This is a genomic window from Cytobacillus sp. FSL R7-0680 (genome assembly GCF_038009245.1).
GTDB classification, from domain to species: Bacteria; Bacillota; Bacilli; order Bacillales; family Cytobacillaceae; genus Cytobacillus; species Cytobacillus kochii.
Genome location: NZ_JBBPAO010000001.1, coordinates 3,488,446 through 3,506,062, shown reverse-complemented (window position 1 = coordinate 3,506,062; position 17,617 = coordinate 3,488,446). Strand labels below are relative to the sequence as shown.

Annotated in this window: 9 protein-coding genes, 2 tRNA genes and 3 rRNA genes; 1 reads left to right on the top strand and 13 read right to left on the bottom strand. The window is 40.7% G+C overall.

Annotation, left to right across the window (positions count from 1 at the left end):
- Positions 1 to 124: 124 nt before the first annotated feature.
- Positions 125 to 1,588, bottom strand: a complete 1,464-nt coding sequence (guaB, locus tag MKY26_RS17415) for an IMP dehydrogenase (protein ID WP_095371321.1) — start codon at positions 1,586 to 1,588, stop codon at positions 125 to 127.
- A 113-nt stretch (positions 1,589 to 1,701) separates the two neighbouring features.
- Here guaB and MKY26_RS17410 point away from each other — a divergent pair, with 113 nt between their 5' ends.
- Entirely contained in the window at positions 1,702 to 2,676 is a 975-nt protein-coding gene (locus MKY26_RS17410; RefSeq protein ID WP_095371322.1) for a YaaC family protein, read from the top strand.
- A 69-nt stretch (positions 2,677 to 2,745) separates the two neighbouring features.
- Here the strand turns inward: MKY26_RS17410 and rrf are convergent.
- The 12 genes from rrf to dnaA all read right to left on the bottom strand — a co-directional run bounded on the left by rrf (position 2,746) and on the right by dnaA (position 17,560).
- Positions 2,746 to 2,862 (bottom strand): 5S ribosomal RNA (rrf, locus tag MKY26_RS17405).
- Positions 2,863 to 3,092: 230 nt separating this feature from the next.
- Positions 3,093 to 6,025: ribosomal RNA gene (locus tag MKY26_RS17400) — 23S ribosomal RNA — on the bottom strand.
- A gap of 151 nt (positions 6,026 to 6,176) precedes the next feature.
- A tRNA-Ala gene (locus MKY26_RS17395) sits at positions 6,177 to 6,252 on the bottom strand.
- 15 nt (positions 6,253 to 6,267) lie between these two features.
- Positions 6,268 to 6,344: transfer RNA gene (locus MKY26_RS17390), tRNA-Ile, on the bottom strand.
- 99 nt (positions 6,345 to 6,443) lie between these two features.
- A 16S ribosomal RNA gene (locus MKY26_RS17385) occupies positions 6,444 to 7,992 on the bottom strand.
- Together the 16S, 23S and 5S rRNA genes with 2 tRNA genes alongside form the textbook arrangement of a ribosomal RNA operon.
- A gap of 481 nt (positions 7,993 to 8,473) precedes the next feature.
- Complete coding sequence (gene gyrA / locus MKY26_RS17380) at positions 8,474 to 10,999, bottom strand: DNA gyrase subunit A (RefSeq protein WP_322910625.1); 2,526 nt, start codon at positions 10,997 to 10,999, stop codon at positions 8,474 to 8,476.
- 102 nt (positions 11,000 to 11,101) lie between these two features.
- Positions 11,102 to 13,024: a DNA topoisomerase (ATP-hydrolyzing) subunit B gene (gyrB, locus tag MKY26_RS17375; RefSeq protein ID WP_281203007.1), complete on the bottom strand. Its 1,923-nt coding sequence runs from the start codon at positions 13,022 to 13,024 to the stop codon at positions 11,102 to 11,104.
- 71 nt (positions 13,025 to 13,095) lie between these two features.
- Positions 13,096 to 13,335 (bottom strand): extracellular matrix regulator RemB, encoded by a 240-nt coding sequence (remB, locus tag MKY26_RS17370; protein WP_095371325.1) that lies wholly within the window; start codon positions 13,333 to 13,335, stop codon positions 13,096 to 13,098.
- A gap of 9 nt (positions 13,336 to 13,344) precedes the next feature.
- Entirely contained in the window at positions 13,345 to 14,463 is a 1,119-nt protein-coding gene (gene recF, locus MKY26_RS17365) for a DNA replication/repair protein RecF (protein ID WP_095371326.1), read from the bottom strand.
- A gap of 14 nt (positions 14,464 to 14,477) precedes the next feature.
- Positions 14,478 to 14,696: a S4 domain-containing protein YaaA gene (gene yaaA / locus MKY26_RS17360; protein WP_095371327.1), complete on the bottom strand. Its 219-nt coding sequence runs from the start codon at positions 14,694 to 14,696 to the stop codon at positions 14,478 to 14,480.
- Positions 14,697 to 14,920: 224 nt separating this feature from the next.
- On the bottom strand, positions 14,921 to 16,057 hold the full coding sequence (gene dnaN / locus MKY26_RS17355; protein WP_095371328.1) for a DNA polymerase III subunit beta: 1,137 nt from the start codon (positions 16,055 to 16,057) through the stop codon (positions 14,921 to 14,923).
- Between the two features lie 156 nt (positions 16,058 to 16,213).
- Entirely contained in the window at positions 16,214 to 17,560 is a 1,347-nt protein-coding gene (dnaA, locus tag MKY26_RS17350; RefSeq protein ID WP_095371329.1) for a chromosomal replication initiator protein DnaA, read from the bottom strand.
- Positions 17,561 to 17,617 lie beyond the last annotated feature (57 nt).

Genomic DNA, 17,617 nt, shown 5'->3' with positions numbered 1-17,617 from the left:
TCTCTATTCCTTAGGTCAATCCGCCTGAGAAAACATTGTGTGTTTTGCTAACAATGACGAAAGTCTGATATCTTTCCAGGCAAAAAAAAGTAAGAGGACCAGCCCTCTTACTTTTTTAAAAAAATTATAATGAATAATTTGGTGCTTCTTTCGTAATTTGGATATCATGTGGGTGACTTTCTTTAAGACCAGCACCTGTCATACGGATAAACTGTGCATTTTCTCTTAAGAATTCTAAATTTGCTGCCCCGCAGTAACCCATACCAGAGCGAACGCCACCAACTAACTGATAAATCGTATCTGCTAATGAACCTTTAAATGGAATACGTCCTTCAATGCCTTCTGGAACGAATTTCTTATTATCTTCTTGGAAGTAACGATCCTTTGATCCTTTTTCCATAGAAGTAACGGATCCCATTCCACGATAAACTTTAAATTGACGTCCTTGGAAAATTTCAGTTTCACCTGGACTTTCAGATACACCAGCTAACATACTTCCTAGCATAACTGCATGTCCACCAGAAGCTAATGCTTTCACGATATCTCCTGAATACTTAATCCCACCATCAGCGATAATCGCTTTACCATGTTTACGTGCTTCTGTTGCACAATCATATACCGCTGTAATTTGTGGCACGCCAACACCTGCTACCACACGAGTTGTACAAATAGATCCAGGTCCAATACCTACCTTTACAACATCAGCTCCAGCTTCAAACAATGCACGTGTACCTTCAGCAGTAGCTACATTACCTGCTACAACTGTCAGGTCAGGGTATTTGTCTTTAATTTCTTTTACTGTATTAATAACGCCCGCTGAGTGGCCGTGAGCCGTATCGACTACTACTACATCAACTTGAGCTTTAACAAGTAACTCTAATCTTTTCATTGTATCTTTTGTTATACCGATTGCTGCACCAGCAAGTAAACGACCTTGTGCATCTTTCGCTGAGTTAGGGAACTCAATGACTTTTTCAATATCTTTAATAGTAATAAGTCCTTTTAAAACACCATTATCATCAACAAGAGGTAATTTCTCAATTTTATACTTTTGCAGAATTTTTTCTGCTTCTTGTAGCGTTGTACCTACTGAAGCAGTTACTAAGTTTTCTTTCGTCATTACATCAGAGATCTTAATAGAGAAATCTTGAATGAAACGAAGGTCTCGGTTTGTAATAATACCAACAAGTTTTTGTTCGTCAAGATTATTTACAATTGGAACACCTGATATACGATATTTGCCCATTAAATGTTCAGCATCATACACTTGTTGTTCGGGAGTAAGGAAAAACGGATCAGAAATAACGCCACTCTCAGAGCGTTTTACTTTATCAACTAAATCTGCCTGTTGCTCAATGGACATGTTTTTGTGAATAATACCTAATCCACCCTGGCGTGCCATTGCAATAGCCATTTCAGCTTCAGTTACTGTATCCATACCAGCACTGATAATTGGAACATTCAATTTTACCTTTTCAGACAGTCTCACCGACAAATCGACATCTTTCGGCAATACCTCAGATTTAGCAGGGACAAGTAGTACATCATCAAAAGTTAAACCTTCTTTTTCAAATTTAGTTTCCCACATTTTTTTGACCTCCTGAACATGAAAATATTATTAGTAGGTTATCAATTGGACAAAATACTGTCAAGGACACTGCTATAAGTTGGATTTTTCAGATTATTTGGAGGTTGTATATTTTGAAGCATTCTTACAACAATTGGCAATCATATTTACCCTTTTTTTCAACAGAAACAACCAAAGCATTTTTAGAAAAAAGTTATCAAAACGAAGGAATTGAACAAGCATCACAAAAGAGTTTTGAAAATACTTATCCGTTTATATATTACATTGAACACGGTAAGGTTTACTATGAACAAGCCGCCGCTGCCCCGTTAATCATTAAACCTATTCTTTATTTCTACGGCCTAGTTCATCTAATAAAAGCTTGTATTTTAACTATTGACCCTCTTTATCCAGATACGACCTCCGTACTGGCTCATGGTGTTTCGACAAGAAAAAAGAAAAAGCAGCAATACCTCTTTTTAAAAGATGAAGTGAAACTACAAAAGAGTGGCTTATTTCCATATATGGCAGAAAAAATGTTCCATATGAAACATCTAGAAGGTGATAAATTTTATATGGTTGATTTATTGAGACAAATCCCAGAGATGGAAATAATGTTTCAGTCTATCCAAAAAGAACAAACATTTATTGATATAAAAAAAGAAAAAGATAACTTCTTTGTCCCAATAACCATTCTTAATCATTATCATATGACTGAATCGAGATTTTCTACTTTTCTTTCCGAAAAACTACAGGTGGATAAAAAGGATATTCTCTATACGAAGGAACATATAAAATTTCCTCAAAACAAAGAGATCAATCGATATTTCAAATATAATACTGTAAATAAAAATTATTCATTACCTATCGAAAGAAGTCCATTAAATGATTATCCAGAATTATTTTCCCATTACTTATTACTCTATAATTTAAGCATGATTGCAAGATATGAAACAGAATGGTGGAATGAATGCATTAAGTTAATGACAAATAATGATTATCCATTTATTCACCAGTTCCTCGATTTGACGGAACAAAAAAGCCCATTTCTCATTTATAATTTTCTTGAATCAAGAAAATTTCATTGCCAAGGAAATAAAAAGAGATGATAGAAGATTCACATTGGAAATAAAAAATCACAAAAAAGAGCACATACAAATAATGTGCTCTTTTATCTTGCCCGGCAACGTCCTACTCTCACAAGGGGACAGCCCCTAACTACCATCGGCGCTGAGAAGCTTAACTTCCGTGTTCGGTATGGGAACGGGTGTGACCTTCTCGCTATCGCCACCGGACTATGAAATTGTAAGGGAATCGTTCCCTCAAAACTAGGTAATGTTGAAGAAGATATTTATTGAGTAATCGCCTATGCGTTGCTGACGCGACTACTTACGTAGTGCTGTCTAGCTGCGGCGCCTAGGTGCTCGAGGTCATAAGCCAAATTTGTCATGAGGTTAAAGAACAACCTCCTGTCAAATTCGTCTTATGCTTGTCGCACCTGGGCAAGGCGCCTCCGCATTTCGAATTGGTTAAGTCCTCGATCGATTAGTATTAGTCAGCTACATGTGTCGCCACACTTCCACCTCTAACCTATCAACCTGATCATCTTTCAGGGATCTTACTAGCTTGCGCTATGGGAAATCTCATCTCGAGGGGGGCTTCATGCTTAGATGCTTTCAGCACTTATCCCTTCCGCACATAGCTACCCAGCGATGCCTTTGGCAAGACAACTGGTACACCAGCGGTGCGTCCATCCCGGTCCTCTCGTACTAAGGACAGCTCCTCTCAAATTTCCTGCGCCCACGACGGATAGGGACCGAACTGTCTCACGACGTTCTGAACCCAGCTCGCGTACCGCTTTAATGGGCGAACAGCCCAACCCTTGGGACCGACTACAGCCCCAGGATGCGATGAGCCGACATCGAGGTGCCAAACCTCCCCGTCGATGTGGACTCTTGGGGGAGATAAGCCTGTTATCCCCGGGGTAGCTTTTATCCGTTGAGCGATGGCCCTTCCATGCGGAACCACCGGATCACTAAGCCCGACTTTCGTCCCTGCTCGACTTGTAGGTCTCGCAGTCAAGCTCCCTTGTGCCTTTACACTCTACGAATGATTTCCAACCATTCTGAGGGAACCTTTGGGCGCCTCCGTTACTCTTTAGGAGGCGACCGCCCCAGTCAAACTGCCCACCTGACACTGTCTCCCATCCCGATAAGGGATGTGGGTTAGAATTTCAATACAGCCAGGGTAGTATCCCACCGACGCCTCCACCGAAGCTAGCGCTCCGGCTTCTAAGGCTCCTACCTATCCTGTACAAGCTGTACCAAAATTCAATATCAGGCTACAGTAAAGCTCCACGGGGTCTTTCCGTCCTGTCGCGGGTAACCTGCATCTTCACAGGTACTATAATTTCACCGAGTCTCTCGTTGAGACAGTGCCCAGATCGTTACGCCTTTCGTGCGGGTCGGAACTTACCCGACAAGGAATTTCGCTACCTTAGGACCGTTATAGTTACGGCCGCCGTTTACTGGGGCTTCGATTCAAAGCTTCGCGTGAGCTAACCTCTCCTCTTAACCTTCCAGCACCGGGCAGGCGTCAGCCCCTATACTTCGCCTTGCGGCTTCGCAGAGACCTGTGTTTTTGCTAAACAGTCGCCTGGGCCTATTCACTGCGGCTCATCAAGGCTTTAACACCCTAATGAGCACCCCTTCTCCCGAAGTTACGGGGTCATTTTGCCGAGTTCCTTAACGAGAGTTCTCTCGCTCACCTTAGGATTCTCTCCTCGCCTACCTGTGTCGGTTTGCGGTACGGGCACCTTATTCCTCGCTAGAGGCTTTTCTTGGCAGTGTGGAATCAAGAACTTCGGTACTAAATTTCCCTCGCTATCACAGCTCAAGGTATATGACCATGGGATTTGCCTCATGGTCCCTCTAACTGCTTAGACGCACATCCAATAGTGCGCTTACCCTATCCTCCTGCGTCCCCCCATCACTCAAACAGAATACGGTGGTACAGGAATATCAACCTGTTGTCCATCGCCTACGCTTTTCAGCCTCGGCTTAGGTCCCGACTAACCCTGAGCGGACGAGCCTTCCTCAGGAAACCTTAGGCATTCGGTGGATGGGATTCTCACCCATCTTTCGCTACTCATACCGGCATTCTCACTTCTAAGCGCTCCACCAGTCCTTACGGTCTAGCTTCAACGCCCTTAGAACGCTCTCCTACCACTGAACATCAACGATGTTCAATCCACAGCTTCGGTGATACGTTTAGCCCCGGTACATTTTCGGCGCGGAGTCACTCGACCAGTGAGCTATTACGCACTCTTTAAATGGTGGCTGCTTCTAAGCCAACATCCTGGTTGTCTAAGCAACTCCACATCCTTTTCCACTTAACGTATACTTTGGGACCTTAGCTGGTGGTCTGGGCTGTTTCCCTCTTGACTACGGATCTTATCACTCGCAGTCTGACTCCCATGGATAAATCTTTGGCATTCGGAGTTTGTCTGAATTCGGTAACCCGATGAGGGCCCCTAGTCCAAACAGTGCTCTACCTCCAAGATTCTTACGCATGAGGCTAGCCCTAAAGCTATTTCGGAGAGAACCAGCTATCTCCAAGTTCGATTGGAATTTCTCCGCTACCCACACCTCATCCCCGCACTTTTCAACGTACGTGGGTTCGGGCCTCCATCCAGTGTTACCTGGACTTCACCCTGGACATGGGTAGATCACCTGGTTTCGGGTCTACGACCACATACTCATTCGCCCTATTCAGACTCGCTTTCGCTACGGCTCCGTCTGTCCAACTTAACCTCGCATGTAATCGTAACTCGCCGGTTCATTCTACAAAAGGCACGCTATCACCCATTAACGGGCTCTAACTACTTGTAGGCACACGGTTTCAGGATCTCTTTCACTCCCCTTCCGGGGTGCTTTTCACCTTTCCCTCACGGTACTGGTTCACTATCGGTCACTAGGGAGTATTTAGCCTTGGGAGATGGTCCTCCCTGCTTCCGACGGGATTTCTCGTGTCCCGCCGTACTCAGGATCCACTCTGGAGGGAACGAAGTTTCAACTACAGGGCTTTTACCTCCTATGGCGGGCCTTTCCAGACCTCTTCGTCTATCTCGTTCCTTTGTAACTCCGTATAGAATGTCCTACAACCCCAAGAGGCAAGCCTCTTGGTTTGGGCTAATCCCGTTTCGCTCGCCGCTACTCAGGGAATCGCGTTTGCTTTCTCTTCCTCCGGGTACTTAGATGTTTCAGTTCCCCGGGTCTGCCTTCCATACCCTATGTATTCAGGTATGGATCCTATCCCATAACGGATAGGGGGTTTCCCCATTCGGAAATCTCCGGATCAAAGCTTACTTACAGCTCCCCGAAGCATATCGGTGTTAGTCCCGTCCTTCATCGGCTCCTAGTGCCAAGGCATTCACCGTGCGCCCTTATTAACTTAACCATATGTTTGGGTTGCTTTCGCTTCCCACACGGTTGTGTGTTTTAAAAAAGTTTAGTATCTCTACTCTATTATATAGAGAGAAAATAACTAAGGTGGCGATTACTCGGTAATCTTCTTCATTACATTATCTAGTTTTCAAAGAACAATTTGTTGGTGGAGCCTAGCGGGATCGAACCGCTGACCTCCTGCGTGCAAAGCAGGCGCTCTCCCAGCTGAGCTAAGGCCCCGTATTAAAGTTAAAATGGTGGGCCTAAATGGACTCGAACCATCGACCTCACGCTTATCAGGCGTGCGCTCTAACCAGCTGAGCTATAGGCCCACATAACTTCACGGTAAAGTATTTAATCATATCAAAGAGATTGCACTCTCAAAACTGAACGAACAGTCTAACATCAAGTTAATTCCGTATATTCCTTAGAAAGGAGGTGATCCAGCCGCACCTTCCGATACGGCTACCTTGTTACGACTTCACCCCAATCATCTGTCCCACCTTAGGCGGCTGGCTCCAAAAGGTTACCCCACCGACTTCGGGTGTTACAAACTCTCGTGGTGTGACGGGCGGTGTGTACAAGGCCCGGGAACGTATTCACCGCGGCATGCTGATCCGCGATTACTAGCGATTCCGGCTTCATGTAGGCGAGTTGCAGCCTACAATCCGAACTGAGAATGGTTTTATGGGATTGGCTAAACCTCGCGGTCTTGCAGCCCTTTGTACCATCCATTGTAGCACGTGTGTAGCCCAGGTCATAAGGGGCATGATGATTTGACGTCATCCCCACCTTCCTCCGGTTTGTCACCGGCAGTCACCTTAGAGTGCCCAACTAAATGCTGGCAACTAAGATCAAGGGTTGCGCTCGTTGCGGGACTTAACCCAACATCTCACGACACGAGCTGACGACAACCATGCACCACCTGTCACTCTGTCCCCCGAAGGGGAAAGTCCTATCTCTAGGATTGTCAGAGGATGTCAAGACCTGGTAAGGTTCTTCGCGTTGCTTCGAATTAAACCACATGCTCCACCGCTTGTGCGGGCCCCCGTCAATTCCTTTGAGTTTCAACCTTGCGGTCGTACTCCCCAGGCGGAGTGCTTAATGCGTTTGCTGCAGCACTAAAGGGCGGAAACCCTCTAACACTTAGCACTCATCGTTTACGGCGTGGACTACCAGGGTATCTAATCCTGTTTGCTCCCCACGCTTTCGCGCCTCAGCGTCAGTTACAGACCAGAAAGTCGCCTTCGCCACTGGTGTTCCTCCAAATCTCTACGCATTTCACCGCTACACTTGGAATTCCACTTTCCTCTTCTGCACTCAAGTTCCCCAGTTTCCAATGACCCTCCACGGTTGAGCCGTGGGCTTTCACATCAGACTTAAGGAACCGCCTGCGCGCGCTTTACGCCCAATAATTCCGGACAACGCTTGCCACCTACGTATTACCGCGGCTGCTGGCACGTAGTTAGCCGTGGCTTTCTGGTTAGGTACCGTCAAGGTACCGGCAGTTACTCCGATACTTGTTCTTCCCTAACAACAGAGTTTTACGATCCGAAAACCTTCATCACTCACGCGGCGTTGCTCCGTCAGACTTTCGTCCATTGCGGAAGATTCCCTACTGCTGCCTCCCGTAGGAGTCTGGGCCGTGTCTCAGTCCCAGTGTGGCCGATCACCCTCTCAGGTCGGCTACGCATCGTCGCCTTGGTGAGCCGTTACCTCACCAACTAGCTAATGCGCCGCGGGCCCATCTGTAAGTGATAGCAGAACCATCTTTCAATCTAATTATATGTATAAATAGATATTATCCGGTATTAGCCCCGGTTTCCCGGAGTTATCCCAGTCTTACAGGCAGGTTGCCCACGTGTTACTCACCCGTCCGCCGCTAATCTTTGGGAGCAAGCTCCCTCAGATTCGCTCGACTTGCATGTATTAGGCACGCCGCCAGCGTTCGTCCTGAGCCAGGATCAAACTCTCCAATAAAGTGTTTGATTAGCTCATTTGCACCTATGGTGCTTTGTTGCTGATAAATCAGCTTTTTTAGAATTACGCTTGACGTTTTACGTTCGTTCAGTTTTCAAAGAACAATCTCGTTCGCTTCAGAAGCGACTTTATTAATATAACATATCGTGTCATCTGAGTCAACATCTTTTTTTTATGTCAATCAATCTTTCATGTCTTCCTCTTGCTGACTTGAATAAGTATATCAGCAGTAACCACTATTTGCAAGCATTATTCATCAATTATTTTTATAAAATAATTTATTGACCATTTCATTCATAGTTAACACCAAAAAATACTTCCATTGATACTCCTAAAAGAATCTATAAACCCCTATTAGTATAGTCTGTAGTAGTGTGCTAAAGGTAGTCATTAAAATTATCTCATCCTAATAAAAAAGCCGAACACAATTCAATTTTGAAACTTGAATTGTGTCGGCACTCATTTGATTTAAACAATTTGTTTATTCTCTTTCATCTTCACTGTCGATAGATTCTTCAGGCAATTCCTCTGCAGTTTCAAGTGGCTTTGCTCGCTCTTCTCCATCTTTTTCTTCTTCCTTTTCAACCTTTGCTACAGTTGAGACGAATTCATTCACACTTTCATCGATTCGAATAAGTCTTACGCCTTGCGTGTTTCTTCCCATAGTTGAAATATCTTCTACTCCCATACGGATAATGACACCGCCAGTAGTAATCAACATGATGTCTTCCTCACCACGTACAGCTTTCATCGTAACGAGATCACCAGTTTTTTCAGTAATATTGGCCGTTTTAATTCCTTTACCACCACGACCCTGAATACGATAATCATCAGCTGGTGTTTGTTTACCATAACCTTTTTTCGTAACTACTAGAATGTTGTCCCCTTCTTCTAGAACTTCCATTCCAACCACTTCATCTTCTTCACTCAGAGTGATTCCTTTTACACCAGTAGCTGTACGTCCCATAGAACGGACCGCATCTTCAGGGAAACGAATAAGGAGACCATTTTTTGTACCGATGATAATTTCTTTATCTCCATTTGTAAGACGTACAGAGATTAATTCATCTTCTTCTTTTAAACCTAAAGCAATTAAACCGTTTGTACGGATATGAGCAAATGAAGATAACGGTGAACGTTTAGAAATGCCTCGTTTTGTTGTGAAGAACAAGAACCAATCATCCACAAAATCCTCTATCGGAATAACAGCATTAATCCATTCATCCTTTTCAATACCTAACAAGTTAATGATAGGAATCCCCTTCGCTGTTCTACTAAATTCAGGAATTTCATACCCTTTAGCTTGATACACTTTTCCTTTATTCGTAAAGAAAAGGAGATGATCATGCGTTGAGGTAGTCAATAGGTGTTCAACAAAATCATCTTCATTTGTTCCCATTCCTTGTATCCCTTTTCCACCTCGTTTTTGGGCACGATAAGTAGATACCGGTAATCGCTTAATATAGCCTTTATGTGTAAGTGTAATAACAATGTTCTCTTGAGGAATCAAATCTTCATCTTCTAGATGCTCAAGACCACCGGAAACAATTTCTGTACGGCGTTCATCATTAAAACGGTCTTTTAATTCTGTAAGTTCTTCGCGAATAATGTCTAATACTTTTTCATCACTTGCTAAGATTGCTTTTAAATCTGCAATTAATTGAATAAGACTAGCATATTCTTCTTCGATTTTCTCACGCTCTAAACCAGTTAAACGCTGTAGACGCATATCCAAAATCGCTTGCGCTTGCTTCTCCGAAAGGTCAAATTGTGTCATTAAACCTTCTTTGGCAATATCTGTAGTTCTTGACGCTCTGATTAATTTAATGACTTCATCTAAATGATCTAAGGCAATTCGTAAACCTTCTAAAATATGCGCTCTTGCTTCCGCTTTCCGCAATTCGAATTCTGTTCTTCTTCTTATAACGACAACTTGATGGGCTAAATAATATTCTAAGCATTGTTTTAAATTCAATACTTTAGGTTGTCCATCCACTAAAGCAAGTAAATTAATACCGAAGCTTGTCTGTAGTGCCGTATGTTTATATAAATTATTTAAAAGCACATTTGCATTGGCATCTTTACGGACTTCAATAACAATTCGTAAACCATCTCTGTCAGATTCGTCACGTAAATCTGTAATACCATCAATCTTCTTATCACGTACAAGGTCAGCAATTTTCTCAATCAATCTTGCTTTATTCACTTGGTATGGGATTTCATTAACAATGATAACTTCTTTCCCATTTGATTTCTGTTCAATTTCAACCTTTGCTCTAAGAGTAATAGAGCCTCTTCCTGTTTCATAAGCTTTCCGAATTCCACTACGGCCTAAAATAAGTCCTGCAGTCGGAAAGTCTGGTCCAGGAATGATTTCCATTAACTCTGGAATCGTAATTTCCGGATTTCTACTTAATGTAAGTACACCATCAATGACTTCGCCTAATTGATGAGGAGGGATATTGGTAGCCATTCCTACAGCAATACCTGATGTACCATTTACAAGCAGATTAGGGAACCGAGCAGGAAGCACGACCGGTTCCTTTTCCTCTCCATCATAGTTGTCTTGATAATCGATGGTATCTTTATTAATATCTCTTAACAATTCCATTGATATTTTTGACATACGGGCCTCTGTATAACGCATGGCAGCAGCAGAGTCGCCATCAATTGATCCAAAGTTACCGTGTCCATCAACAAGCATATATCTATAGTTAAAGTCTTGTGCCATTCTTACCATTGTTTCATATACTGCTGAATCACCATGTGGGTGGTATTTCCCGATAACATCTCCAACAATACGGGCAGACTTTTTAAACGGTTTATCTGAGTGCATGCCAAGATCATGCATTGCATAAAGTATTCTTCTGTGCACAGGCTTTAGCCCGTCACGTACATCAGGTAGGGCTCGGGAAACGATAACACTCATTGCATAATCCAAGAATGACGTTCTCATTTCCTCACTTATATTAATTTCTTTAATTTGGGACTTAGGCGTATCAGCCATCTATAGGTACCTCCCTATCGCACAAAGCTTATTGCTTAGGCTACATTTTATTGACAATATCTATGTAAAAGCAGGATAGAACCAACTCTATCCTGACTTTCATTAAATATCTAAATTCTTCACATACTGCGCATTTTCCTCGATAAAGTTACGGCGTGGTTCTACTTTATCTCCCATAAGGATTTCAAACGTTTCATCTGCTTCAATCGCATCTTCTAAGCTTACTTGTAAGAGCGTACGCGTTTCCGGATTCATTGTCGTTTCCCATAATTGATCTGGGTTCATCTCACCTAAACCTTTGTAACGTTGGACATTTGGTTTCGGCGTAGCCGGAAGCTCTTTCATAATCTCGTCTAATTGGCGATCGTTATAAGCATATGAGATTTTCTTCCCTTGTTGAACTTTATACAAAGGTGGCTGCGCAATATATATATAGCCCGCATCTAAGATTTGTCTCATATAACGATAAAAGAATGTGAGTAATAGTGTTCGAATATGCGCCCCATCTACATCGGCATCTGTCATAATAACGATTTTATGATATCTTGCTTTCGTAATATCAAAGTCTTCACCGATTCCTGTTCCAGACGCAGTAATCATTGCTCGTACTTCATTATTAGATAATATTCGATCTAACCGTGCTTTTTCTACGTTTAGAATTTTCCCTCGAAGTGGTAGAATTGCTTGGAAATGCCTGTCTCGTCCTTGCTTAGCTGAACCACCCGCTGAATCACCCTCAACGATATATAGTTCCGAAATAGACGCATCTTTTGAAGAACAATCAGCAAGCTTACCTGGAAGACTAGAAACTTCTAAAGCACTCTTTCTTCTTGTTAGCTCTCTCGCCTTTTTAGCTGCTGCTCGAGCTCTTGAAGCCATCATACCTTTATCGACGATTTTCCTTGCAACAGATGGATTTTCCAATAAGAATTTTTCAAAGGCTTCCGAAAAAGCCGTATCTGTTGCCGCTCTTGCTTCTGAATTGCCTAATTTCGTCTTCGTTTGTCCTTCAAACTGAGGGTCAGGATGTTTAATTGAAACAATCGCTGTTAAACCTTCCCTGACGTCTTCACCTGTAAGGTTGGCATCATTATCTTTAAACACGCCATTCTTACGAGCATAATCATTAATCACCCTCGTCAGCGCTGTTTTAAATCCAGATTCATGTGTTCCACCTTCATACGTATGAATATTATTGGCGAAAGAATAGATATTACTTGTATAGCTATCGTTGTACTGCATTGATATTTCAACAGAAATACCATCTTTTTCGCCTTCAATATAAATCGGCTCTTCATGAAGTACTTCTTTATTTTTATTTAAATGCTCTACATAAGACCTAATACCACCTTCATAGTGGAATTCTTTGGTCTTATTCTCTTCACGTTCGTCTGAAAGAGTAAGCTTTAATCCTTTATTTAAAAAAGCTAATTCGCGGACCCTCGTTGCTAATGTATCAAAATCATATTCTAATGTTTCAGTGAAAATCTCACCATCCGGCTTAAAAATTGTGGTTGTGCCAGTTACTTCTGATTCACCGATTACTTTTAAGTCTGCGCTCGGTACACCACGTTGATATTTCTGATAGTAGATTTGCCCGTCACGATGAACATAGACTTCTAACTGAGTAGAAAGAGCATTAACAACAGATGCACCAACACCATGAAGACCACCAGAAACTTTGTAGCCTCCGCCACCAAATTTTCCTCCGGCATGTAAAACAGTCATAATGACTTCTACAGCAGGTCTTCCCATTTTTTCTTGTATCCCAACAGGAATCCCCCGTCCATTATCAACGACCTTAATACTATTATCCTCGAGAATACTTATATTAATTTCATCACAATATCCAGCAAGTGCCTCGTCAATACTATTATCGACAATTTCCCATACTAAATGATGTAATCCTTTTCCACTCGTTGATCCGATATACATACCTGGACGTTTTCTAACTGCTTCAAGACCTTCTAATACTTGTATCTGGTTCTCATCATAGGATTGTTGCCCCATTGCTTCCTGATCCATTGACACATCGATCACCTACACTTTCCATTTTGCATATCATTCTTTTTCACTCTATTAGCTCATCATCGACATTAAACAATCAATTTCCTCGTCCTCTTTTTTAAAGTAGACGAAGCAAGAGGAGAGTAATATATATGATCGGTTGTAATCACAACTGATTTGTACACACCTTTAGCCAAATTGGTATAAGAAGCGTCATCACGCTGCAAAAACTCTTCTGCATTTATAGAAGAGCCGACACTTTCTTTATCAATAATGGCTACCAAATCTTTTGCACGTATTAATACATCCTCGCCAATATGAATATACAAGGCCTCACCTCATTGAATTTTTTTAAGGCTGCCCGCCTTCACTTCATACGCAGCTGCTTCTTTTAAAGTCTGATGATCTATTCCATCGACACTAGTGGTCGTTACAAATGTTTGTACTTTTCCTTGTATCGTATTAAGCAAATGCGATTGCCGGTAATCATCCAATTCCGATAGTACATCATCTAATAAAAGAATAGGGTATTCTCCAATTTCAGCGTGAATCAGTTCGATCTCAGCAAGTTTCACTGATAATGCTGTGGTTCTTTGTTGACCTTGAGAACCAAAAGTTTGCACATCTCGCCCATTCACTTGAAATAACAAATCATCTCTATGAGGGCCGAACAATGTAACGCCTCTTTCAATTTCTCTTGTTTTTGTTTTTTCATACTTTTCTAGGTATATATTCTTCATTTTCGACAAATCTTGTTCTTCTGATACATCAACAGAAGGCTTATACTGAATTTTTAACGTTTCAAGTCCCCTAGAAATACCTTCATGGATTGGCATTGCCCACTTTTCTAGCAAATAGATGAACTCGAATCTCTTAGCGATTATTTTAACAGCCATCTCAATAAATTGTTCAGTTAAAATATCAAGCATAGCCTGATCAGTCTGTTTACGTGACTGTAGCAACTTTAAATAATGATTTCGTTGTTGGAGTATTTTCTGAAACTGATTAATGTCATGAAGATAAACGGCGGATACTTGTCCAATTTCCATATCAATAAAACGACGCCTTACTTGAGGGCTCCCTTTTACTAAATGGAGATCTTCAGGCGCGAACATCACAACATTCATATTACCGACATATTGGCTAAGCTTTTGTTGTTCAATATGGTTACACTTTGCTTTTTTACCCTTTTTAGATATCACAAGCTGCATAGGTAGAGAACCATGTTTATTTACTACTCTACCTTCTATTTTAGCATACTCCTGATCCCAACGAATAAGATCTTTATCATTTGAGGTGCGATGAGACTTAGCCATGGCTAAAACATAAATAGATTCCATCACGTTTGTCTTACCTTGTGCATTCTCACCTAATATGACATTGACCTTATTATCAAACTGTACCGACAGTTCATTGTAATTGCGATAATCCTTTATTTGTAATTGCTCTATATACATAGGCGGTTACATCCTTAATTGTTCGAAATTGTAAATGTGCCATGATCAGGTATTTCGATTACATCGCCTGCTCTTAGCTTTCTCCCACGACGCTGATCTTGTTCCCCATTAACAAATACAACATATTCACCTAAAAACCATTTCGCCATTCCCCCTGACTGAATTAAATCAGCTACTTTGAGAAATTGCCCTAAAGTAATATATTCCGTTTCAATTTGTATTTTGTTCATCATTGCACTCTTTCTAGTTATTTGACATCGTACTTCTCTATTTTTTAGTATCTAATAGTTTATTTTACTAAATTATTGTGTGATACACAAAGTAAATCTTTTATTAAGTATTGAAGTCATTTATTGCGAAAATTCTGGAAGCAAATTCAAAACAGAATGAGTTAAATAAAAAAATCCGAACACACTCTTCCTTGAATGATTGTTCGGATTTCTATTTACCTAAAGCTTTAGTATGTTCTAACTGGCAAAATCAATTGCAAGATTGAATCATCATTAAGTGGTGTGATAATAAATGGTCTCATCGCACCCGTAAAGCTAATTTTTATTTCTGTACCCTCTAATGTTTTTAAAGCATCCATCATAAATTTCGCACTAAACGAAATTTTAAGGTCTTCTCCTTCTTTCGAAATGCTCGGAAGCTCCTCGATAACTTTACCGATTTCTGGAGAATTAGATGAGATCTCAATGACTTGATCATCAACAGTAGAAAGTTTAACGACATTATTTTTACCTTCTCGTGCAAGTAAAGAAGCACGATCAATGGCTTGTAAAAATGCTTTCGTAGTAACAACGACATCCGTCTTACTTTCATTTGGAATCAATCGTGATGTATCTGGGTAATTTCCTTCTAGTAATCTAGAGAAGAATAATAAATTTTTCGCTTTAAATAAAACTTGGTTCTCTGTAATAACAATTTGAATTGTATCGTTGTGATCGTCGAGAATTTTGCTAAGTTCACTCAAACTTTTCCCAGGAATAACCACATTATAAGATGCTTCTGATGCTGTTTCGATCGTTGCTTTTCTCAATGCTAAGCGGTGGCTATCTGTTGCAATACAGGTTAAAGCACTTCCTTCAATCTGCCAGTTTACACCTGTCAAGATTGGGCGTGTTTCTGAGGTGGACACTGCGAAAACTGTCTGCCTAACCATTGCTTTTAGAAGGTCAGTCGGAATAGAAAAAACATTATCTTCTTCAATTTGCGGTAAATGAGGATATTCATCAGCATCAATACCGTTTAGATTGAATTGAGATTTACCAGAAGTAATAACTGTTTGTAAATGATTTTCTACATGAATTTCTACTTGGTCTGTTGGCAATTTCTTTACGATTTCACTAAAGAACTTTGCTTGTAACACAATTGAACCTGGTTGTTCAATGTTAACTATGACCTCATCTTCTTCTGTTTTAGGAATAAATGACTCAATAGAAATATCAGAGTCACTACCTGTTAAAGCTACACCTTCGTCAGATGCAACAATTTTAATTCCAGTTAAAATGGGAATTGTTGTTCTACTAGTAACGGCCTTCATAACATCTTGAACGCTTTGAACTAAGCGATCTCTCTGAATCGTAAATCGCATGATTAACCTCCAATGTATATACATATATTTTTTATTTTAAAATAATAGAAGTATTAGTAGGGCTTGTTAACATGTGGATAACTAGAAAAATGAATGGAAACACAGCCTATCCACATGTGGACAGACTGTGCATAATCATTCGGTAGTTATTCACAATTATACTTTAAGTAATTCATTAATTTCTTTTAATTGCTGTTGAAATTGTGTGTCTGCATGAAGTAATTTAGAGATTTTTTCGTGGGCATGAATCACTGTTGTGTGATCTCGGCCCCCGAATTCCTCACCGATTTTCGGTAGAGAGAAATCGGTTAATTCTCTAGATAGGTACATAGCAATTTGCCTAGGAAAAGCAATAGACTTTGTCCGTTTTTTCGCACTAAAATCTTCTAATTTAACGTTATAATAGCCTCCGACAACCTTTTGAATCTCATGAATAGTAATAACTTTAGGTTTTGAACTCGGAATAATATCTTTTAATGCTTCTGCAGCTAAATCTGCATTAATATCTTTATTTATAAGTGATGAGTAGGCAACAACACGAATAAGTGCTCCTTCTAATTCACGAATATTAGAATCAATTTGATTGGCAATATATAACATGACTTCATTAGGAATGTCTAACCCTTCAGCTTTTGCCTTTTTACGTAAAATCGCAATTCTTGTTTCTAAATCTGGTGGGGTAATATCTGTAATCAGTCCCCATTCGAAACGAGAACGCAGGCGATCCTCAAGTGTCGGAATCTCTTTTGGAGGTCGGTCACTCGAGATGACAATCTGCTTTGATTCTTCATGTAATGTGTTAAACGTATGGAAAAATTCCTCTTGGGTTGATTCTTTTCCGGCAAGGAATTGAATATCATCTATTAATAGCACGTCTACTTTTCTATATTTATTGCGGAAATCAATGGTTTTATTATCTCTAATAGAGTTAATAAATTCATTGGTAAATTTCTCAGAAGATAAATAGACAACTTTCGCATTTGGATTATGATCCAATACATAGTGACCAATTGCATGCATTAAATGTGTTTTCCCTAAACCAACACCACCATAAATAAACAGTGGATTATAGGCCTTAGCAGGTGCTTCTGCTACTGCGAGTGAAGCAGCATGGGCAAATCGATTCCCAGAACCAATAACAAATGTATCAAAAGTATTTTTCGTATTTAACATATTGAAGGTAATGTCTTGGGATTCCTCTTCGACTGGCTTCTTTTTAGCCGGGCTGATGGCTTCAAGCTCTTCTTCGTTCTGGTTTTGCGGAATAATGAATTTAACTTCGAGTCGTTCACCAGTAACTTCTTTTATTGTTTCGGAAATTAATGGAGAATAGCGCTCTTCTAGCCAATCTCGAGCAAATTCATTAGGTGCTTTGATCACTAAAGTGTCTCCTTGAAGATTATGTGCTTTAGTTGACTTCATCCAGGTTTCAAAGCTTGGTTTACTAATTTTCTTTTCTATTTTTGCTAAAGCCTGCTGCCATAGGTCAGATATATTTTCCAATGATGATCCCTCCTTTTCTTTGAAAATAACGGCTGAAAATGCCCACAAAAATGTTTA